The organism is Azoarcus sp. CIB, from assembly GCF_001190925.1.
In the GTDB taxonomy this organism is placed as follows: Bacteria; Pseudomonadota; Gammaproteobacteria; order Burkholderiales; family Rhodocyclaceae; genus Aromatoleum.
The window spans coordinates 1-19,815 of sequence record NZ_CP011072.1 but is presented as its reverse complement, the minus strand read 5'-3'; the positions used below and the strand labels follow the sequence as shown (position 1 = coordinate 19,815).

Sequence of the window (19,815 nt, the reverse complement as noted above, 5' to 3'; positions counted from 1 at the left end):
AAAACGCACTTCGAGAGACGTGCAGACTCGTAGGACTCGTAGGGCGGAAAAGCGCTGCGCCTTCCGCCATGCAGCCGTCGAGACTGCACCGGCGCTCATTCGGCGGAAGGCGCCTTCGGCTTTTCCGCCCTACGCTTCTCCCTGTCATGCGCGTTGCGCACTTTATGGAGGCATCGATGCGCCGCAAGATCCCCAGCACCGCCGCCCTGCTCGCCTTCGAGCGCGCCGCGCGGCACGAGAGCTTCACGCGCGCGGCCGAGGAGCTCGCGCTCACGCAGAGCGCGATCTGCCGCCAGATCGCCTCGCTCGAGGACTTTCTCGGGCTGCGCCTGTTCCGCCGCACCAAGCGCGGCGTCACGCTCACCGAGGCGGGCCTGTCCTACAGCCGCCAGATCAGTGCGCGCCTCGACGCGATGGAGCGCGACACGCTGTCGGTGATGGCCCACCACGGCCGCGGCGCGACGATCGAGCTCGCGGTGATGCCAACCTTTGCGACCCGCTGGCTGCTGCCGCGGCTCGGCGAGTTCCTCGCGCGGCATCCCGACGTCACCGTCAACATGAACAACCGCACGCGCCCCTTCCTGTTCGCCGACACCGAGTTCGATGCCGCGCTGTACTTCGGCGACGCCGGCTGGCCCGGCACCGAGGCGCATTTCCTGATGCGCGAGAACGCCACCCCGGTGTGCAGTCCGCGCATGCTGCAGGGACGCACCGCGCTCGCGCCGGAGGAGATCGCGACGTTTCCATTGCTGCAGCAGTCGACGCGGCCGTATGGCTGGCGCGATTGGTTCGGATCGCTGGGGCTGCAGGTCGCGCACGACATGACCGGCACGCGCTACGAGCTGTTCTCGATGCTGGCGCAGGCGGCGATGCAGGACATGGGGATCGCGCTGATCCCGCCCTTCCTGATCCGCGAGGAACTCGACAGCGGTCGCCTGGTGATTCCCTGCAACCACGTCTATCTCAGCGCCAAGGCCTATTACCTGATCATCCCCGAACGCAAGGCGGAGACGGCTTCGCTGGCGGCCTTCCGCGACTGGCTGGTGGAGGCGGCGGCCGCGTACCGGATCGCCACCGGGCTGGAGTGAGCGCGGCGGTATTCAGGCCTCGTCCGCGTCGCAGCAGACGCGGTCGCGGCCCGACTGCTTGGCGCGATACATCAGGTCGTCGGCGCGCTTGAGCAGGGTGTCGGTGTCGTCCTCGGGGCGCAGCGTGACGACGCCGATGCTCGCCGTGACGACGCCCGCGGGCGGCGTCGGATGCTCGCGCAGCGCCTGCTGCACGCGCTCGCCGAGCACCTTCGCTTCCGCGGTCGAGGTGTGCGGGCACAGCACCATGAACTCCTCGCCGCCCCAGCGCGCCAGCGTGTCGGTGCGGCGGATCGTGTCGCGCACGACCGCCGCGCCATGCGCCAGCACGTCGTCGCCGACGCCGTGGCCCCAGGTGTCGTTGATGCTCTTGAAGCGGTCGAGGTCATACATCAGCAGCGACAGCGCGTCGCCGTGGCGCCGCGCGCGGTCGATCTCCAGTTCCAGCATGCGCTGCAGATAACCGCGGTTGTAGCAGCCGGTGAGCACGTCGGTGGTCGCCAGGCGCAGCAGCTCCTGCTCGTTGCGCTTGCGCTCGGTGACGTCGCGATTGACGCCGATCATGCGCACCGGCTGGTGGCCGTTGCCGGGTACCAGCACGGCCTGGGCGTCGATGTGGCGGACCTCGGTGCCGTGGCGCAGGATGCGGAAGGTCGTGACGAAATCGCTGCCGGTGCGCAGGGCCTCGTCGACCAGCTTGGTGAGGTGCGGGACGTCATCGGGCAGTACCAGCGCCAGCACGTCGTCGAAGTGTCCGCGGAACTCGTCGGGGCTCAGGCCGAAGAGTTCGTGCATCGTGCTGTCCCACACGACCTTGCCGCTGCGCGGTTCGTATTCCCAGATGCCGATGTGCGCCGCGCGCGTCGCCAGCGTCAGACGTTGCGTGAGGTGGCGGACTTCGAGTTCGGCCTCGCGGCGCGCGGTGATATCGACCATCAGGCCGCGCAACAGCTTCGGCGCGCCGTTCTCGGCCACCACCGTGACGATGTCCTCCAGCCACACGACACGCCCGTCTTTCGCCATGAAGCGGTATTCGAAGCGGTGTGGCTCGAGCCGGCCGGTGCACGAGGCGCAGTATTGCGGCGCCCACTCGCGGTCCTCGGGGTGCAGGTGCGCGACCCAGAAGCCGGGCGTCTGCCAGTCCTCGACCGGGTAGCCGAGCAGGCTCTCGGCCTTGCGGCTGACGAAGGCGAACACGAAGGTCCGGGCATCGGCTTCCCACACGATGCCGTCGGTGGTGTTCACGAGGTCGAGGAAGCGCTGGTGGTGCTGCCGCGCCTCCAGCTCGCTGGCGCGGTGCGCGGCGGTTTCCTCCTCCAGCTTGGCGGTGCGCTCGCGCACGCGGTCTTCGAGCGTCGCGGTGAGCGTCTTGAGGCTGGACCACTGCACGCGATACTGGCGTAGGTAGATTGTCAGCATCAGCGCGACCAGCGCCCACACGCCGGCGTGCGTGATCACGAGCTGGCGCCGCGACGCGTCGAGCCGCGCGACGAAGTCCGTCGCAGGGATCGACACGCTGATGCCGCCGCGCACGTCACCGATCTTGTAGTGCTGCTGCTGGTGGCACTCCAGGCATTCCTTGCGCACGAAGAGCGGCGCCATATAGCGGATCAGCGGTTCCCTGCTGGTGTGGAGGATTTCGCTGCGTTCCTTCTCGCTGCCCTTCTCGAAGGCTTGCAGCGCCTGCACCTCCCACGGGTCGGCGACGTTGCCCGGATTGATCGGGCGCAGGCTGGTGATGTGGATGAGGATCCCGCTCTCGCTCTCGATGACGCCGGCCATCTGGCGCGTCATGTAGGCCGGATTGACGGTCGTGAGGGGGATGCCTGAAGTCGTGACGGGGTCGCGTTCGGGCAGTTCGAGATATTTGTTCGGCGGCGTCGTCGCGCTCTGGCGCACGAACACGCCGCCGGCCCGGGAATTCCACAGGCGCATCGCCTCGATCATGTGGAAGATGTCGCGCCCCTGCTGGCGTGCTGTCGCGAACGCGGCGTTCTGGCTCTGGTACAGCGTCAGGCCGATGGATAGCAGGATCAGCACCGTCCATGCCCCGAGTGGAAGCACCCAGTAGAAGCGGTCAGGGATGCGGAGCATGGCGATAGGAACCGCGCAAGGGACGGGTTAGCAGCCCATTCTAGTCCGCTCCCGATCAGCTTGTCATGAACGGGGCGTTTGCCGGTGTCGTAGGACTGCCCGGTTTGGGCGCTCGCGCGAGCGTGCCCCGCCGCTGCTTCAGCGTGCGGCCGTGAGGTAGGGCACGTATTCCTTGTCGGTGCCGCAGATGTGATGGATCAGCCATTCGCCGTAGAGGAAGGGCATCATCTCCTGCAGCGCCGCGGCGTCGCCGCTTTCGAAGACGCGCTCGAACTCCTGCAGCTGGCGCAGGATCGCGTTGTGCTCGGCCTGGTGCTCGGCGACCTTGTCGTCGGGGTAGCCGGCGCGGGTGATGCGTTCTTCCTCGTACGCGAAATGCGTCGTCACGTAATGCGCGAGGTGGTCGAAGACGCTGCGTGCCCCGTCCGACGGACCCTCGCCGTGCAACTGGCCCGCGAGTTCGTCGATGATCGCGATCAGTTCCGCATGCTGGCGGTCGATCTCGGCGTCGTCTACGGAGTATTCAGGCTTCCATTCGAAGCGGTTCATCGGGTTCGTCCTCAGTGGCGGTTCCACAGGCCGCGCAGCACCACGACCGAGCCGCGGTGGCTGGAAAACGGCACCATGCCCTCGATGCGGCAGTCCTCATGCGCGGTGTCGCGCTGCGCCGGGGTGAGCATCGGCATGCCGTCGGCGCGGACGAAGGAAAATACCAGCGGACAGGCGGTGTTCGTCGTGCGCTTCTTCACGACCGCGATCTCCCCGCTGGCGAGGCGCACGGTCGCACCCGGCGGGAACACACCGATCTCCTTGATCATCATGCCGATCAGGCGGCCGTCGGTGGCCGAGCCCTGCTCCAGCATCAGCTTGCGCATCGCCTCGGTCGACACCATCGCCTTGCGGTAAGGGCGGTCGCGCACCATCGCGCTGTAGATGTCGGCGATCGCCAGCACCCGCGTCGGCAGGCTGATCGCGTCGCCCGAGCTGCCGTCGGGGTAGCCCGTGCCGTCGAGCCGTTCGTGATGGTGGCGCACCGGGTCGAGCCAGGTCTTCTCGCGCACGCCGAGGCCCGTGAGGATGGATTCGCTGTCGATCGGATGGCGGTTGATGCGTTCGCGCTGCAAGGGGGTCAGCGGCTCGAGCTGCTGGTCGAGCACGTCCTGGATGTCGAGCAGCCCGATGTCGTGCGTGAGGCCGGCCTTGATCAGCGGCAGGCGCGATTCGTCCGGCACGCCCAGCTTCTTGCCGATCAGCTCGCACAACATCGCCGCCTGCAGGTGGTGGATCACCGCGTAGGAGCTGTCGTAGTCGAGATGCAGGTTGGCCAGCGCCGAGTCGGTGTCGTGCGTGCACGCCTCCTGGATCGTCAGCGCGATGCCTTCGATGCGCGGCACGAATTCGTTACCCAGGCTGCCTTGCCTGTACAGGTCGAAGGTGCGCTTGAGGCGCAGCTTGAGCAGGTCGAACATCTCGAAGGAGCTGTGCTCCTCGCTCACCGACGCCACCGGCAGCGCAGCATGCGCGGGCTTGGGGTGCCGCGCATCGTTGCTGATGAAGCAGCCGTTGGCGATCAGTACGTCGCGCTGCTTCGCGGTATTGATCACGAAACCGGCTTGTAGCAACAGCATCCCGGACCCGTCGTACACCGCGTAGGGCAGCGGCTCGCCGAGGCGGATGTCGTTGGGTGAGACGCGTTCGAAACCTTGCCGAGGTGTCATTTTCGTCGAGTGACAGGGTGTGGTCGGTCGGATCGTTCCTGCGATGCCGACAGGCTAGCAGGCTATCCGGAGGAATGAAAAGAAAAACCGCAAATCGCGCAGTGGCGCGCCGCAGCGCCAGGACGTCTAGCACCTTGGTAATAGTGCCACAGATACCGCGGCCGGACATTCGCACGAATGTTGTACTGCGGCATGACAGGTGGGCGCCAACGCGTTCATCATCGACAGTTCCCGCGGCCGCCACGCATCGCTCCGGCGCGGACCCCGCAGGCGGGCCGCCTGCGTTCCAACGGACCCTCGATCATGCAAATCGGCATCCCGAAGGAAATCAAGACGCACGAGTACCGGGTCGGCGCGACGCCGCACAGCGTGCGCGAACTGCTCGCCCACGGTCATAGCGTCGTGGTGCAGAGCGGCGCCGGTGCGGCGATCGGCCTGGCCGACGAGCAGTACCGGGCCGAAGGCGCAGAAGTCGTCGATAGCGCGGAAGAGATCTATTCCCGCGCCGAACTCGTCGTCAAGGTCAAGGAACCGCAGCCGCAGGAATGCGCGCTGCTGCGGCCCGGCCAGGTGCTGTTCACCTACCTGCACCTTGCCGCCGACCCGCAACAGACGCGCCTGCTGCTCGCATCCGGAACAACCGCGATCGCCTACGAGACCGTCACCAGCCCCGCGGGCGGCCTGCCGCTGCTCGCGCCGATGAGCGAGGTCGCCGGACGCATGTCGATCCAGGCCGGCGCGAGCTGCCTCGAGAAGCCGCACGGCGGCTCCGGCGTGCTGCTTGGCGGCGTCCCCGGCGTCGCGCCCGCGCGCGTCGTGATCCTCGGCGGCGGCGTGGTCGGCTACAACGCCGCGCGCATGGCCGTCGGGCTGGGTGCCGACGTCACCGTCGCCGACCCCTCGATGGACCGTCTGCGCCGTCTCGACGAACTCTTCGCCGGACGCATCCGCACCCGCCACGCCACCGGCGGCGCGATCGAGTCGCTGGTGCTGAAGGCCGACCTCACCATCGGCGCCGCGCTGTTGCCCGGCGCGCGCACGCCCCGCCTCGTGCCGCGCGAGTGGCTGGCGCGCATGCAGCCCGGTTCCGTGCTGGTCGACGTCTCGATCGACCAGGGCGGCTGCTTCGAGAGCAGCCACCCCACCACCCACGCCGACCCGACCTACATCGTCGACGGCATCGTGCACTACTGCGTCGCCAACATGCCCGGCGCGGTCGCGCGCACCTCCACCTTCGCCCTCAACAGCGCCACCCTCCCCTTCGTGCTCGCCCTCGCCGACAAGGGCTGGCAGCTCGCGACCGCAGAGGATCCGCATCTCGCCGCAGGGGTGAACATCGACGCCGGGCGCATCGTCTGCCCGGCGGTCGCCGAGGCCTTCGCGGCGGCGTGAGTGTGAGGGGTGGGGGCATCGGGCGGCGGCGGAGCGCCGCGTGCCCCCGCGGATGCCCCCGGAAGCGTCCGATGCCCGCGCGCGAGGTGCGCAGTTGTAGACGTGAAAAAGGCCAGAATCCTCGTGCTGCACGGGATTGCTGGCCTAGATCGGACTGCTTCGGACTTCTGAATGGTGCCTTGGGCGAGACTCGAACTCGCACGTCTTTCGACACTACCCCCTCAAGATAGCGTGTCTACCAATTTCACCACCAAGGCTTCATCGCGTTCCTGCGGCCGCTCGTGGCGGACTGCAATGACTGCGGAAGGGCGCGGATTATAGCCCGGGATGCCGGGGGCGCGTCAATCATTAGCACATGACGCATCGCGGGGCGCAAAGCCCCGGCCGCCCGTGAGGGATTACCGCGATCCGTGCCATGGTGATAGCTAGAATGCCCTCCAGATATTGGATTGGCATGATATGGAAAAGCCGAAGGCGTATCTTGCTGGTCTTTGCGCGCTTGCGAGCGGCATCGCTGCGTCCGGCGGGGCCGCCGCAACCGGCATCGAAACGGTGTGGGCATGCTGGTACGACGGGTCGGCATCCGTCCTGTGCCGCCTGCTGACCGCGCCCTCACCGATCGACGAAGCGACCGCCGAATCGGCGGTACCGTGGCTGGTGCCGACGAGCGAGCGTATCCGCCGGCCGCTGCCGGCCCTCGTGCATGTGATCAGCCAGGATCCCGCACAGCTCGCCAGCCGCACCGTGCGCATCCCCCTGCACAACTACGCGCACAACATGGAGGCGGTCGAGCAGCTCGCGGACGCGGTGATGTGCGGCGGGCGCAGCGACTGCCGCGTGCAGTTCGGGCGCGGCTAGTCGTCCGCGCGATACAGCGCATACACGCTCAGCAGTCCGAATCCCAGGATCAGCAGCCACTTCAGCGACGACGCGCCACCCGACAGCGCGTACAGCGGCGCGACCCCGAAGCGCGGCACCTCCGTGAGCCACCAGTGCAGCGCATTCTCCAGCGCGTCGAGGCATGCCGCGACCGGCAGCAGCCACGCGAGAACGCGCCGGAACGCTGGCGCACGGGCAGCGAACACGTCCGCCCGCGTCGCGTACAGATAGCCGAACAGTCCGTATGCGAGCAGCAACGCGACGTCGACCAACAGATGGCTGCGGTAACGCGCGAGATCGGCCGGCGACCAGAAGTGGACGATCTGCCCGAACGCCCTGGGCGTGAACGCGAACTGAAGCGCCAGAGCGCCGGGGTCCAGCGGCGCGAGATACCAGAGAAAACCGGCGAGTAGCGCCAGCGCGGTCAGTCCGGAGATCCATACGGCACGCATCACAGTACCCTTCTGCTGAAACGATCAAGCGGCAATCAAACACGAATTTCACCACAGGGGACGGCCGGGTGCTGCAAATGGGAAACGCCCCGTCCGACGTCCCGTTCGCTGCATCCACTTCAGACCGCGTCAGTCCCGGAACTATTGTCGCCGGGGCAGCCGAAACGTGTTGGTGGCACAGTGCGCTCGGTACTGTCGCCTTCCATCCGCGGCGTACCGGGCCCCGTGTGCAGCGGAATCACGCCCGCCCACACCGGCCAGCCCAGGTCCGCCTCGTCATCCTTCACTCCCCCGTCGCGTACCTTGGCCGAAGCCTCGGTCAGCGGAATCCGCAGCAGGCTGGTGGCGTTCAACTCCTTGTCGCTGATCGGGCGCAGCGTGTCCCAGCGTCCGGGGTAAAGGCCGTCGATGAAGGCCCGCAGGCTGCGCCGCTTCTCGTCAGGGGCGGTCACCGCTTCGAACCGGCCGTAGATCACCGCGGAGCGGTAGTTCAGTGAGTGGTGCATGGCCGAGCGTGCCAGCACCAGCCCGTCTGCGAGCGCAATGGTGACGCAGGCCTCGCCCTGCGTAAGCGCCTTGAGCATGCGCGACGCCTTGGCGCCGTGGATATACAGGTGCTCGCCTTCGCGCCAATGGAGGGTCGGGATGGCATGCACCGCGCCGTCGATCTGGAAGGCCACGCTGCAGATCATCGTCGCGTCGACGATGGCGGCGATCGCGTCGCTGTCATAGTGCGCGCGCTCGGGCATGCGGCGGACGCGGGTGCGGGAGGAAGGGGCAGCGGATGCGGGCATGGTGGCGGTGCTCAGGAAGGGAAGGACGACGCAAGCCTACGGCGCTGGTGGTACCTTTCCTAGTGCCACAGAATCGACGAATCATGGAGCCACGATGGAGCTCGACTGGCTGCTCGCCCCGCCATTGCCGCAGACGTTTCCACACTCTTTGTCGCGTCAGCAAATGCTCTACCACCGCCTGCGCGACGCCATCCTGTCCGGCCGTCTCGCTTCCGGCACACGCCTGCCCGCAAGCCGCGGGCTGGCCGCTTCGCTGAAGATCGCCCGCAACACCGTGCTGTTCGCGTACGAGCAACTCGTCGCCGAAGGCTGCCTCGTCGCAGACCGCCAAGGCACGCGCGTGGCGGCGCTCCCCACGCGGCCGGCCATGCGATCGGCCACGGCGGATGCGCCCACCGCGCCCCAACGACTCTCCGTCCGCGCCGCGGCCGCGCTGCAGCCCGGACCCGCGCGCGAGGCTGCGGCGCTGCCGTTCTCTCCCGGGGTGCCGGACTTCGGCGCCTTCCCCTTCCGCAGCTGGCGCGCCTGCCTCGAACGCGCTTGGCACGACGCAGGCTGGCGCCAGCTGGGCTATGCGGAGCATGGCGGCGACCCCGCACTGCGCGAGGCGCTGGCCGGCCACCTCACCAGCGTGCGCGGCCTGCCGGTGGATGCGGCACAAATCGTCATCACCAGCGGAACGCAGGCGGCACTGGACCTCTGCGCACGCCTGCTCGGCGACCACGGCGACACGGTGTGGGCCGAAAACCCCGGCTACCTCGCCGCCCGCGTCGCCTTTGGCCTCGCCGGGCTTCAGGTGCATGACGTGCCTGTCGACGCCGAGGGGATGTCCCCCGCCGAGGACGACTGGCGCCATCACCCGCCGCGACTCATCATGATCACGCCTTCGCACCAGTACCCGACCGGCCGCGTCATGTCCCTGCGGCGACGCCTCGCCCTGATCGAGCGCGCACGCCAGTCCGGCGCCTGGATCATCGAGGACGACTACGACAGCGAATTCCGTCGCGCCGGCCCCGCGCCGCCCGCGCTGTTCGGCCTGCAGGCGGACGCCCCGGTCGTCTATGCCGGCACCTTCAGCAAGACGCTCTATCCCGGCTTGCGCCTCGGCTACGTCGTCGTGCCGCAAGTCATCGCCGCCGACTTCGCCCGCGCGACCGCGCAGGCCACGCGCGCCGGGCAGGGCATCGAACAGCGCGCGCTCGCCGACTTCATCCGGCGCGGCCACTACACCGCCCACCTGCGCCGCATGCGCGCCCGCTACGCCGCCCGGCAGGCCGCACTGCGCGCGGCACTGCGAGAAGCGTTCGGGCCACGCGTCGAACTGTCGGGCGGCGACGCCGGGCTGCATCTGGTGTTGTGGTTGCCGCCCGAGATCCGCGATATGGAGGTGGCGAAGCGTGCCGCCGAGTTAGGGCTGGGGGTGCGGGCGCTGCAAAGCTATGCCAGAGCGCCGATGACGTGCAACGGGCTGGTGCTGGGGTACGGGAATCTGGAGGAAGGGATGGTTTCGGAGAGCGTGAGACGATTGGTGGTGGCGGTGCAGTCTCAGGATATGAATGTCTGAGGGTCGGACTAAGCAGTCCTTAAATCTTCTGATGGGTACGGCAGCTCCGCGTTGCCTTGCTGTCCTTCAATATATCTGTATCTACGGATGGTTAGTGCCCTTTGGGGTATTAACGTTTAATGTGAAGGACGTCCAACTCGACGAATGAAGGTTAGATACGCAGGCAGGGCAATCGCACCTTCATGTCATAACCCCGAGCAACTCGGCGCGAAATTCATCGACGGTGGCAGCCAGCATGCGCTTCGATTTGATGCTCGCCTTGCGGGTCGTATTGAGCCGCAGCAGGTTCATCACGATGTGGCGGACGATGGCCAGGTTGTTGGCGGCATAACCGCTGCGCACCCGTGACTGATCCTCATTGAACTGCACATCCAGACACCAGTGAAGGCGATTCTCCACCTCCCAGTGACTGCGTACGGCCCGAGCGATGCGCTCGGCGTCGGCGGGCAGGCTGCTGATGTAGTAGGCGCGCTCGGTGCTGGTGCGATTGCCCACCGTGCGCACGCGCTCGACCACGGCAAAGCTGGCGATGTCCTGCCAGTCCTCGGCCTTGTAGAGCCGCTCGGTTGCATCAAAGGCCCAGCATCGCCTGACTTCGCTACGACCGTGGCCTGGATTCTTGGTCTCGTGCGTCGAACTCGGTGTCAGCGGTCCGTTCGGACCGATACCGGCAAACATGATCGAGTCGAGCAGCTTCGGATGGTTGTCCTTCACGCACAGCACGTAATGGGCGCCACGCTCGCGGATCGTGCGCGCGATCTTCGTCTGCGTGCCCATCGCGTCGATCGTCACCACGCAGCCCTCGAGCGCCAACTTGGCGAGCAATTCCGGGATCGCCGTGATCTCGTTGGATTTCTCGGCGGTCGCCGTCTGGCCCAACACAACACCCATACCGGCCACGAATGCGCTGACCAAGTGCAGCGGACTCGCCTGCGTCTTGGTCTTGCTGGCGGTTCGTCGGCTGGTCTTGCCATCGATTGCCACGACCGTGTCCTCGGCCAACGCGGGCACCACCATGCCAACCCAGCGCCGGAATGCAGATTCGAACTCATCGGGCGTGATCATGCCGAACACGCGACCGATCGTGTCATGGGACGGGATGCCATGCTCAAGCTTCATGAAGCCCCGCAGCCAGTCGATCTTGGCCTCGGCCCACAATTCGATGTCGACGAAGTCGTCCACGCCCGACAGCACCGCGCAAACCGCCACCGTGAGCAGTTCGGCAAGATCGTGGCGCTTGTGGCGCGCGCTGCGCGGATCGGAAATCGAGACGAACACCTGCGTCAGCGGCATGATGTTTCCTGCCTTCATGGGCGGCCCAAAAAGGTAGGAAACTACACAAATTATGACGCTGTGAACAGGGGCTCGGTAAGGTCGTGAAAGTTAACAACCTTTTGCATTCTCATATGCAAAGTCGCTGCGATTGCCCTGCTGCCGAAGTGATGTCAGCAGATCACCATATGGATGAGGCGTGCTGCCGGCTGCATCCGCGTCTCTCAGTCCGATCCAGAACTTAAGATCCAGATAGATGGCACGCCGCTCCAGAAGGCTAGAGGCCAACTCGACCTGTTTGTTGCGAGAGTGGCGCTTGATACCAACCTCGGGGGATGCACGGTGGGAATCGATGGATGCCGCGATCACGGCGGGTTCAGGGGGCATCGGTGCAGGGCAGTTGGCCGATTGGCGGCCTTTGTCGGTCAGATCCTCCCAGCTCATCTGTGCATCGACCATTGCAAATCCCCTGAACAAAAACGCTAGGGTAATCCATTACAACGTGTGCTCGCCTTCTCAGGCCATCACCAAAGACTTCGAGTCTGAACGACCGCTTCCGAGATGTCATGGTAAGTCCCGCCACCGGCCGCAATGGGTCGGTACGACCCTTCGATGAACGTGAGACTGTTGTTTGACGGCGCGCAACGCCGTGCGGCAGCTTTCCGCATCGTTGCTGCCGCTCAATTGGCGCAGGCCGGCCGTCAGCATTGGTTTAGGTTTGTTTGACGTCTGCCCTTCACGTGACGAGGCTGTATGACGCGAGAGCGCCGGCGGGCAGACGTTGAATAAACCTCCAGGGACGAAACCGCGGAATGCTGGTGCGCGGTTCGGGTAGGGCGCGGCCTATGGGGATTTGAGGCCAGCCGGTGTTCCAAAGATGACCGATGATTGATGCATTGAAGCGTCGGCAAGGCACAGATCGGCACCGACGGCGGTCATTGGCGCCACGATCGCGCGTGCCAGAAGCGGCGAATGCGGGCGATACGGCATCGAGCAACAGCCGGCCGCTCCCGGCGCCGGGAACTCGGGCGCCGGTGCTGTCGTGCGACGAAAGAGCTGCAAGCTGTGGATCATGGCGGAGCGCGAATCGGTTGTCGACGCATCATGATCTCGACGACCAGCATGGCGCTGCCGCAGCAGCGACAGACGAAGGTCGGCGGTGGCGTGACGGCGCTTTCGTTGTCGACCGGTTCGGGTCGAGGCACATCGAGCAAGGCACGCGCCGTGGCGAGATTCTGCTGTCGCCCGGCATTGGCCAGCAGTCCGTAGTGACGGATGCGGTGGAAGCCCGTTGGCAACACATGCAGCAGGAAGCGCCGCATGAACTCGTCGGCGGCGAGCGTCATCGTCTTGTGGCGGGTACGCCCCTTGGCCCGGTAGTCCTTCCAGCGGAAGGACACGTCACTGTCATTCATCGCCACCAATCGCCGGTTCGAGATGGCCACCCGGTGGGTGTAGCGGGAGAGGTAGGCCAATACGGCCTCGGGACCGGCGAACGGACGCTTGGCATACACCACCCACTCGCACCTGCGCAGCGGCACCAACCACCGGCCGAACGCGCCGGCATCGGCCAGGGGCGCGTGCTCGCCGAAGAATTGCAGCTGGCCGGCGCGATACCGCTTCTCGAGTTCCTCGATGAAGCGCCGACGGAACAAGCGCGACAGCACGCGCACCGGCAGGAAGAACCCGCGCCGGCAAGCGACCCAGCGCTTCCCGTCTGCAGAAATTCCACCGCCGGGGACGATGCCATGCACGTGGGGATGATGCGTCAATGCCGAACCCCAGGTGTGCAGGACCAGAGTGGCGCCGATCTGGGCGCCGAGGTGTTTCGGATCGGCGGCGATGGTCGTCAGCGTTTCCGCCGCCATGTCGAACAGCAGCCGGTAGAGCACCGCCTTGTTGGTGTAGGCGATGGCGCTGATCGGTTCGGGCAGCGTGAAGACGACGTGGTAATACTCGACCGGCAGCAGATCGGCTTGTCGGGCCTCGAGCCAGCGCTGGGCGGCACGCGCCTGGCACTTCGGGCAGTGCCGGTTGCGGCAGGAGTTGTAGCTGATCTCCTCATGCCCGCAGCCATTGCAACGCAATGCGTGTCCGCCCAGCGCCGCGGTACGGCACTGTTCGATGGCCGACATGACCTTGAGCTGACCGAGGCTCAGGTGGCCCGACTGCTGTGCTCGCCACGCGGGGCCATGGGTGCGGAAGATGTCGGCGACCTCCAGGGCAGGCCGCCCCATGGCGGCGCTACGGGGAGTTCAGCTTCTCCAACGGGCTGACGACCTCGCGCAGGATGTCGGTGGCGACCTGGGCGTACAGGGCGGTTGTTTCGAGCTTCTTGTGCCCGAGCAGGACCTGGATCAGGCGGATGTCGACCTTCTGCTCCAGCAGGTGCGTGGCAAAGGCATGGCGCAGCGAGTGCATCGATACCCGCTTCCCGATGCCGGCTTCGTCGGCAGCGGCGTGGATGGCACGGTCGAGTTGCCGGGCGCTGAGGTGCCGGACCGGATCCTGACCCGGGAACAGCCAGCCGCCATCGAGCATCTTGCCCTGCGCGCGGGCCACCCGCCACCACACGCGCAGCCGTTCCAGCAGCAACGGCGACAGCATCGCATAACGATCCTTCTGGCCCTTGCCTTGTTCAACCCGCAGGGTCATGCGCTGGCTGTCGATGTCGCTCACCTTCAGGGACACCACTTCGCTGATGCGTAGGCCCGTGGCATAGGCCAGAGCCAGGGCGGTTTGGTGTTTCAGGTTGCCCGCCGCAGCGATCAGGCGCTTCACCTCGTCCGGGCTCAGGATCACCGGCAACGTGCGCGGCAGATGCACCGGCTGCATCTTGGCCATCAGCTCGGGACGGTCGAGCGTGACGGTGAAGAAGAACTTCAAGCCAGAAATTGCCGCGTTGAGCGACGTGGGCGACGTCCCGTGATCAACGAGGTACAGCTGGTAGTTCCGCAGATCCTCGACGGTCGCGGTATCCGGAGCGCGCCCAAGATACTTCGTGAAGTAGCGCACGGCGCGCACGTACCCTTCCTGGGTTCTGTCGCCCAGCTTGCGCATCCGCATGTCCTCGATCATGCGCTGGCGCAGTGGGCTGATGGGGCGGATAGTCGTTTCCATGACGTGCTCCTGTCGAAAACGAGGCGGATCGCCTCATCTCCAACATGGCAGAGCACTGCCGATGCGCACCCGCGACGTCCTGACTGTTCGACGCGGTTCAGCACGCCCTACCGCGCGAGCGGTTTAGTCCTTGGCCGACTTCCGGACTTCGATCGCACTTGACGAACGTAAAAAAAGCTCCGAAAGGAGCTTCTTTCATTACCTGCGCCACCCGAACGCATCACACGTCGATGTTCTTCGCATACAACGCATTCCCTTCAATGAACGCCCTGCGCGGCTCCACGTCGTCGCCCATCAGCGTCGTGAAGATCTCGTCGGCGGCGATGACGTCGTCGATCTGCACGCGGAGCAGGCGGCGCACGGCGGGGTCCATCGTGGTTTCCCACAGCTGCTCGGGGTTCATTTCGCCCAGACCCTTGTAGCGCTGCTTGCTGAGGCCGCGTTCGACTTCGGCGAGCAGCCAGCGGATGGCGTCGGCGAAGCGGGTGACGGGCTGGGCCTTTTCGCCGCGGCGGATCTCGGCGCCCTCGCCGATCAGGTCGGAGATGGCGGCGGCGGCGGTGCGGATGCTGCGGTAGTCGCCGGAGACGACGAATTCCTCGTCGAGCCAGCCGAGCTTGCGGTTGCCGTGCAGCATGCGTTCGATGGCGATGCGCCAGGTTTCCGAGCCCTCGTGGTACTCGGCGCGGATCTGCACTTCGTCGGGCAGGTGCGGGCGGATGCGGTCGGCGGCGGCGGTGGTGGAGGCTTCGTCGGCGAGGCTGACTTCGATGTCGTGCGCGAGCATCGCGTGCAGCACGGCGCCGTCGATGTAGCCGGACAGGCGGTTGATGACGGCTTCGGCGAGGAGGTAGCTGCGCGCGAGGCCGCCCAGGGTCTCTTCGACGATGGGCGCGGCGCCGGCGCGCGGCACGAGGGCGGCGCCGTCGAGGGCGAGCTTCAGCAGGTGCTGGTTGAGCGCCGCCTCGTCCTTGATGTACATCTCGTTCTTGCCGTGCTTGATCTTGTACAGCGGCGGCTGGGCGATGTAGATGTGGCCGCGCTCGACCAGCTCGGGCATCTGGCGGTAGAAGAAGGTCAGCAGCAGGGTGCGGATGTGGGCGCCGTCGACGTCCGCGTCGGTCATGATGATGATGCGGTGGTAGCGCAGCTTCTCGGGCTTGTAGTCGTCCTTGCCGATGCCGGTGCCGAGCGCGGTGATCATGGTGGCGATCTCCTGGCTCTGCAGCAGCTTGTCGAAGCGCGCCTTCTCGACGTTGAGGATCTTGCCCTTGAGCGGCAGGATCGCCTGGAACTTGCGGTCGCGGCCCTGCTTGGCGGAGCCGCCGGCGGAGTCACCCTCGACGAGGTAGATCTCGCACAGCGCGGGGTCCTTCTCCTGGCAGTCGGCGAGCTTGCCGGGCAGGCCGACGCCGTCGAGCAGGCCCTTGCGGCGCGTCATCTCGCGCGCCTTGCGGGCGGCGTCGCGGGCGCGCGCGGCTTCGACGATCTTGGCGCAGATGGTCTTGGCGTCGATCGGGTTTTCCTGCAGGAAGTCGGTGAGCTTGTTGGCGACGACTTCCTCGACGGCGGGGCGCGCTTCCGAGGACACCAGCTTCATCTTGGTCTGGCTGGCGAACTTGGGGTCGGGCATCTTCACCGACAGCACGCAGGCGAGGCCTTCGCGCATGTCGTCGCCGGTGATGTCGACCTTGGCCTTCTTGGCGATCTCGTGTTCTTCGATGTACTTGTTGATGACCCGCGTCATCGCCGCGCGCAGGCCGGTGAGGTGGGTGCCGCCGTCGGCCTGCGGGATGTTGTTGGTGTAGCACAGCACCTGTTCGGCGTAGGTGTCGTTCCACTGCATCGCCACTTCGACGCCCAGTTCGGCGTCGTGGCCGTGGCCGGTGGGGATGCGCGTCGTGCCGGCCGCGTAGAACACGGTCGGGTGCAGGACGGACTTGGTGCGGTTGATGTATTCGACGAAGCCCTTCACGCCGCCGGCGAAGGCGAAGTCCTCTTCCTTGCCGGTGCGCTGGTCGATGAGACGGATCTTGACGCCGTTGTTGAGGAAGGACAGCTCGCGCAGGCGCTTGGCGAGGATGTCGTAGTGGTACTCGATGGTACCGAAGATCTCCTCGTCGGCGAGGTAATGCACCTCGGTGCCGCGCTTGGTGGCGTCGCCGATGACTTTCAGCGGGCTGGTTTCGATGCCGTCGACGACGTTGATGATGCGGTCCTGCGGCACGCCGCGGTGGAACTCCATGAAGTGCTTCTTGCCGTCGCGGCGCACGATCAGGCGCAGCCACTTCGACAGCGCGTTCACGCACGAGACGCCGACGCCGTGCAGGCCGCCCGACACCTTGTAGCTGTTCTGGTTGAACTTGCCGCCGGCGTGCAGCACGCACATGACGATTTCGGCCGCCGAGCGCTTCGGTTCGTGCTTGTCGTCCATTTTTACGCCGACCGGGATGCCGCGGCCGTTGTCGGCGACGGAGATCGAGTTGTCGGCGTGGATCGTGATCACGATGTCGTCGCAGTGGCCGGCCAGCGCCTCGTCGATCGAGTTGTCGACGACCTCGAACACCATGTGGTGCAGGCCGGTGCCGTCGGAGGTGTCGCCGATGTACATGCCGGGACGCTTCCTCACGGCTTCCAGGCCTTCGAGCTGCTGGATGCTGGATTCGTCGTACTCGCCGGACGGGGCGGGGGCAGGGGCGGACTGAGGCAGGTTTTGCGGATCGGACATCGTCAATCTCTATGAATCATCAAAGAACGCGCCCCGGGAGGTCCCGGGGCGTCAGAACGCGGCGGCGGCGGGCGCCGGCTCGCGTCAGATGCGCATCGGCATGACCACGTACTTGAAGCGGTCATTGCCCGGCAGGGTCACCAGCGCGCTGGAGTTGCCGTCGTTGAAGCGCCACTCGACCTGGTCTTCGTGGGTATTGGTGAGCACGTCGAGCAGGTAGGTGACGTTGAAGCCGATGTCGAGCGGGGCGTCGTGGTAGTCGACTTCCAGCTCTTCCTGGGCTTCTTCCTGTTCGGCGTTGGTGCTGGCGATCTTCAGCGTGCCGTCGCCGAGCACGAGGCGCACGCCGCGGAACTTGTCGTTGGTCAGGATCGCGACGCGCGACAGGGTCGCGAGCAGCGGGGTGCGCTCGAAGGTCAGCAGCTTCTGGTGGTTCTGCGGGATGACGCGCTCGTAGTCGGGGAACTTGCCGTCGATGAGCTTGGAGACGAGCTCGATCGGGCCGAAGCGGAACACCACCTGGTTGCCGGCGAGGACGACTTCGAGCGGATCTTCGCTGTCGGCGAGCTGGCGCGCGAGTTCCATGACCGTCTTGCGCGGCAGGATGACATCGGTGCGCGGCACTTCGGCCTCGAGCGGGCTGGAGGCGAACGCGAGGCGGTGGCCGTCGGTCGCGACCATGCGCAGTTCCTTGCCGTCGGCGATCAGCAGCAGGCCGTTGAGGTAGTAGCGGATGTCCTGCTGCGCCATCGCGTAGGCGACCTGCGCGAGCTGGCGCTTGAAGCTCTTCTGGCTGGTGCTGAAGCGCGTGGCGTCGCCGTCGGGCAGGTTCATGCGCGGGTAGTCGGCGGCGGGCAGCGTCTGCAGCGCGAAGCGGCTGCGGCCGGCCTTCACGGTGAGGCGCTTGTCGTCGAGCGTGAGCACCACCTCGCCCTCGGAGGGCAGCGCGCGCAAGATGTCCTGCAGCTTCTTCGCCGCGACGGTGATGGACGCGTCCTCGCCGCCGATGTGCCCGCCCGTAGTCGTGCGGATCTGGATCTCGATGTCGGTGGCGAGCAGGGTGAGCTGGTCGCCGTGCTTCTCGATCAGCACGTTCGACAGGATCGGCAGGGTGTGGCGCTTTTCGACGATGCCGGCGACCGACTGCAGCGGGGCGAGGAGCGCATCGCGGGTGGTGGTGAGCAGAAGCATGGCGTCAGGATCTTCCGTTTGAAATTATTCCGTTTGTCCGGGCAGGGAAGCGGTGCTGCGGGGAGCGCTCATCCGCGCAGCACCTGCGTGAGCACGTGCACGTCGTGGTTGAGCTGCTGGTCTCCGAGGCGCAGGTCCGCGATGGTGCGGCAGGCGTGCAGCACGGTGGTGTGGTCGCGTCCGCCGAAGGCCTCGCCGATCGCCGGCAGCGACATCGGCGTGAGGTCCTTCGCGAGCCACATCGCGACCTGGCGCGGCCGCGCGATGACGCGCGTGCGCTTCTTCGAGTGCATGTCGGCGACCTTGATCTTGTAGTAGTCGGCGACCGTCTTCTGGATGTGCTCGATGGTGAGCTGGCGGTTGTGCGCGTTGAGCAGATCCTTCAGCGCGTCCTTGGCGACTTCCAGCGAGATGCCGCGACCGTGGAAGCGCGCGAAGGCGACGACCTTGTTCAACGCGCCTTCGAGCTCGCGCACGTTGGAGCGCAGGTTCTTGGCGATCAGGAAGGCGACGTCGTCGTGCAGATCGACGCGCAGCGCCTCGGCCTTCTTCTGCAGGATCGCGACGCGCATCTCGAGCTCGGGCGGCTCGATCTGTACCGTGAGGCCCCAGTCGAAGCGCGAGATGAGACGGTCTTCGAGGCCCTGGATGTCCTTCGGGTAGGTGTCGCAGGTGATGACGATCTGCTTGCGTGCCTCGGTCAGCGCGTTGAAGGCGTGGAAGAATTCTTCCTGCGTGCGGTTCTTGTTGTTGAAGAACTGGATGTCGTCGATCAGCAGCAGGTCGAGCGAGCGGTAGTAGCGCTTGAACGCGTCGAAGCTCTTCTGCTGGTAGGCGCGCACGACGTCGGCGTAGTAGTCCTCGACGTGGACATAGCGGATCACCGCACGCGGGTTGCGCCGATACACGGCGTTGCCGATGGCGTGCACCAGGTGGGTCTTGCCGAGGCCGACGCCGCCGTAGACGAACAGCGGGTTGTAGGACGTGCCGGGGTTCTGCGCGACCTGCATCGCGGCGGCGCGTGCGAGGTCGTTGGCGCGGCCGGTGACCAGCGTGTCGAAGGTGAAGTCCGGGTTGAGGCGCGTCTTCTCGTAGGCGAGGTCGGCCGAGGTGATCGCGGGCTCGGGTTCGGGGCGCGTGATGATGGCGGGGGCGGCGATGGGCGCGGGGGTGGCGTTCGCGGCTGCGCCTTCCGATGCGACCGGCATGACGGGGGCGACGGGGCGCGCGGCCGTGCGCGCGCTGCCCGCTTCGGCCATCACGAGTTCGAGCAGCAGCGGGCCGCCGTGGAATTCCTCGCCGAGCTCGGCGATGCGCTTGAGGTAGCGTTCGCGCACCCACTGCATGACGAAACGGTTGGGGGCGAACAGGCGCAGCGACGGTTCTTCGCTCGTGCCGGCCTCGGCACGCAGCGTCTTGATCCATGTGTTGAACTGCTGCGGGGGCAGCTCACTCTCAAGGCGCGACAGGCAGAAGGACCAAAAATCTTGACTCACGGACTCGATGGTTAGGGCTTGTGACAC

General features: G+C 66.3%; 16 protein-coding genes and 1 tRNA gene. 4 read left to right on the top strand and 13 right to left on the bottom strand.

The features are described 5' to 3' along the window. Positions 1–176 precede the first annotated feature (176 nt). Entirely contained in the window at positions 177–1,088 is a 912-nt protein-coding gene (locus AzCIB_RS00080; protein ID WP_050414016.1) for a LysR family transcriptional regulator, read from the top strand. Positions 1,089–1,100: 12 nt separating this feature from the next. On the opposite strand, the gene AzCIB_RS00075 is transcribed toward AzCIB_RS00080, so the two are convergent. From AzCIB_RS00075 to AzCIB_RS00065, 3 genes are all read right to left on the bottom strand, one after another. Then, positions 1,101–3,182 (bottom strand): diguanylate cyclase, encoded by a 2,082-nt coding sequence (locus AzCIB_RS00075; protein WP_050414015.1) that lies wholly within the window; start codon positions 3,180–3,182, stop codon positions 1,101–1,103. A 138-nt stretch (positions 3,183–3,320) separates the two neighbouring features. Further along, complete coding sequence (locus tag AzCIB_RS00070) at positions 3,321–3,731, bottom strand: bacteriohemerythrin (protein WP_050414014.1); 411 nt, start codon at positions 3,729–3,731, stop codon at positions 3,321–3,323. 11 nt (positions 3,732–3,742) lie between these two features. Then, positions 3,743–4,900: an HD-GYP domain-containing protein gene (locus AzCIB_RS00065; RefSeq protein WP_050414013.1), complete on the bottom strand. Its 1,158-nt coding sequence runs from the start codon at positions 4,898–4,900 to the stop codon at positions 3,743–3,745. A 303-nt stretch (positions 4,901–5,203) separates the two neighbouring features. Here AzCIB_RS00065 and ald point away from each other — a divergent pair, with 303 nt between their 5' ends. Then, positions 5,204–6,292, top strand: a complete 1,089-nt coding sequence (gene ald / locus AzCIB_RS00060) for an alanine dehydrogenase (RefSeq protein ID WP_050414012.1) — start codon at positions 5,204–5,206, stop codon at positions 6,290–6,292. Positions 6,293–6,464: 172 nt separating this feature from the next. On the opposite strand, the gene AzCIB_RS00055 is transcribed toward ald, so the two are convergent. Then, a tRNA-Leu gene (locus tag AzCIB_RS00055) sits at positions 6,465–6,549 on the bottom strand. Positions 6,550–6,751: 202 nt separating this feature from the next. Between AzCIB_RS00055 and AzCIB_RS00050 the strand changes: the two genes are divergently transcribed. Further along, positions 6,752–7,150, top strand: coding sequence for a hypothetical protein (locus AzCIB_RS00050; protein ID WP_050414011.1), 399 nt, complete (start codon positions 6,752–6,754; stop codon positions 7,148–7,150). Here AzCIB_RS00050 and AzCIB_RS00045 read toward each other — a convergent pair. Beyond that, the gene (locus tag AzCIB_RS00045) at positions 7,147–7,623 is read right to left on the bottom strand and encodes a hypothetical protein (protein ID WP_050414010.1); all 477 of its coding nucleotides are present in this window, start codon (positions 7,621–7,623) and stop codon (positions 7,147–7,149) included. The genes AzCIB_RS00050 and AzCIB_RS00045 overlap by 4 nt on opposite strands. Positions 7,624–7,742: 119 nt before the next feature. Continuing rightward, positions 7,743–8,417, bottom strand: a complete 675-nt coding sequence (locus AzCIB_RS00040) for a pyridoxamine 5'-phosphate oxidase family protein (RefSeq protein ID WP_050414009.1) — start codon at positions 8,415–8,417, stop codon at positions 7,743–7,745. A gap of 94 nt (positions 8,418–8,511) precedes the next feature. Here AzCIB_RS00040 and pdxR point away from each other — a divergent pair, with 94 nt between their 5' ends. Continuing rightward, positions 8,512–9,981, top strand: a complete 1,470-nt coding sequence (pdxR, locus tag AzCIB_RS00035) for a MocR-like pyridoxine biosynthesis transcription factor PdxR (protein ID WP_050414008.1) — start codon at positions 8,512–8,514, stop codon at positions 9,979–9,981. Between the two features lie 180 nt (positions 9,982–10,161). Here the strand turns inward: pdxR and AzCIB_RS00030 are convergent, their stop codons facing one another. From AzCIB_RS00030 to dnaA, 7 genes are all read right to left on the bottom strand, one after another. After that, positions 10,162–11,292, bottom strand: a complete 1,131-nt coding sequence (locus tag AzCIB_RS00030) for an ISAs1 family transposase (RefSeq protein ID WP_083446821.1) — start codon at positions 11,290–11,292, stop codon at positions 10,162–10,164. A 72-nt stretch (positions 11,293–11,364) separates the two neighbouring features. Next, positions 11,365–11,712 (bottom strand): hypothetical protein, encoded by a 348-nt coding sequence (locus AzCIB_RS23995; RefSeq protein WP_157058389.1) that lies wholly within the window; start codon positions 11,710–11,712, stop codon positions 11,365–11,367. Positions 11,713–12,323: 611 nt separating this feature from the next. Beyond that, entirely contained in the window at positions 12,324–13,490 is a 1,167-nt protein-coding gene (locus AzCIB_RS00025) for an IS91 family transposase (RefSeq protein WP_050414006.1), read from the bottom strand. Between the two features lie 7 nt (positions 13,491–13,497). Continuing rightward, entirely contained in the window at positions 13,498–14,373 is an 876-nt protein-coding gene (locus tag AzCIB_RS00020) for a tyrosine-type recombinase/integrase (protein WP_050414005.1), read from the bottom strand. A gap of 220 nt (positions 14,374–14,593) precedes the next feature. Continuing rightward, positions 14,594–17,101 (bottom strand): DNA topoisomerase (ATP-hydrolyzing) subunit B, encoded by a 2,508-nt coding sequence (gyrB, locus tag AzCIB_RS00015; RefSeq protein ID WP_050414004.1) that lies wholly within the window; start codon positions 17,099–17,101, stop codon positions 14,594–14,596. Positions 17,102–17,185: 84 nt separating this feature from the next. Next, positions 17,186–18,292, bottom strand: a complete 1,107-nt coding sequence (gene dnaN / locus AzCIB_RS00010; RefSeq protein ID WP_050414003.1) for a DNA polymerase III subunit beta — start codon at positions 18,290–18,292, stop codon at positions 17,186–17,188. Between the two features lie 68 nt (positions 18,293–18,360). Next, on the bottom strand, positions 18,361–19,788 hold the full coding sequence (gene dnaA / locus AzCIB_RS00005) for a chromosomal replication initiator protein DnaA (protein ID WP_050418126.1): 1,428 nt from the start codon (positions 19,786–19,788) through the stop codon (positions 18,361–18,363). Positions 19,789–19,815 lie beyond the last annotated feature (27 nt).

Excerpts from the sequence above, each read along its gene's own strand:
- AzCIB_RS00080 (WP_050414016.1), top strand. The coding sequence starts at position 177 with ATGCGCCGCAAGATCCCCAGCACCGCCGCCCTGCTCGCCTTCGAGCGC.
- AzCIB_RS00075 (WP_050414015.1), bottom strand. The coding sequence starts at position 3,182 with ATGCTCCGCATCCCTGACCGCTTCTACTGGGTGCTTCCACTCGGGGCA.
- AzCIB_RS00070 (WP_050414014.1), bottom strand. The coding sequence starts at position 3,731 with ATGAACCGCTTCGAATGGAAGCCTGAATACTCCGTAGACGACGCCGAG.
- AzCIB_RS00065 (WP_050414013.1), bottom strand. The coding sequence starts at position 4,900 with ATGACACCTCGGCAAGGTTTCGAACGCGTCTCACCCAACGACATCCGC.
- ald (WP_050414012.1), top strand. The coding sequence starts at position 5,204 with ATGCAAATCGGCATCCCGAAGGAAATCAAGACGCACGAGTACCGGGTC.
- AzCIB_RS00050 (WP_050414011.1), top strand. The coding sequence starts at position 6,752 with ATGGAAAAGCCGAAGGCGTATCTTGCTGGTCTTTGCGCGCTTGCGAGC.
- AzCIB_RS00045 (WP_050414010.1), bottom strand. The coding sequence starts at position 7,623 with ATGCGTGCCGTATGGATCTCCGGACTGACCGCGCTGGCGCTACTCGCC.
- AzCIB_RS00040 (WP_050414009.1), bottom strand. The coding sequence starts at position 8,417 with ATGCCCGCATCCGCTGCCCCTTCCTCCCGCACCCGCGTCCGCCGCATG.
- pdxR (WP_050414008.1), top strand. The coding sequence starts at position 8,512 with ATGGAGCTCGACTGGCTGCTCGCCCCGCCATTGCCGCAGACGTTTCCA.
- AzCIB_RS00030 (WP_083446821.1), bottom strand. The coding sequence starts at position 11,292 with ATGAAGGCAGGAAACATCATGCCGCTGACGCAGGTGTTCGTCTCGATT.
- AzCIB_RS23995 (WP_157058389.1), bottom strand. The coding sequence starts at position 11,712 with ATGGTCGATGCACAGATGAGCTGGGAGGATCTGACCGACAAAGGCCGC.
- AzCIB_RS00025 (WP_050414006.1), bottom strand. The coding sequence starts at position 13,490 with ATGGGGCGGCCTGCCCTGGAGGTCGCCGACATCTTCCGCACCCATGGC.
- AzCIB_RS00020 (WP_050414005.1), bottom strand. The coding sequence starts at position 14,373 with ATGGAAACGACTATCCGCCCCATCAGCCCACTGCGCCAGCGCATGATC.
- gyrB (WP_050414004.1), bottom strand. The coding sequence starts at position 17,101 with ATGTCCGATCCGCAAAACCTGCCTCAGTCCGCCCCTGCCCCCGCCCCG.
- dnaN (WP_050414003.1), bottom strand. The coding sequence starts at position 18,292 with ATGCTTCTGCTCACCACCACCCGCGATGCGCTCCTCGCCCCGCTGCAG.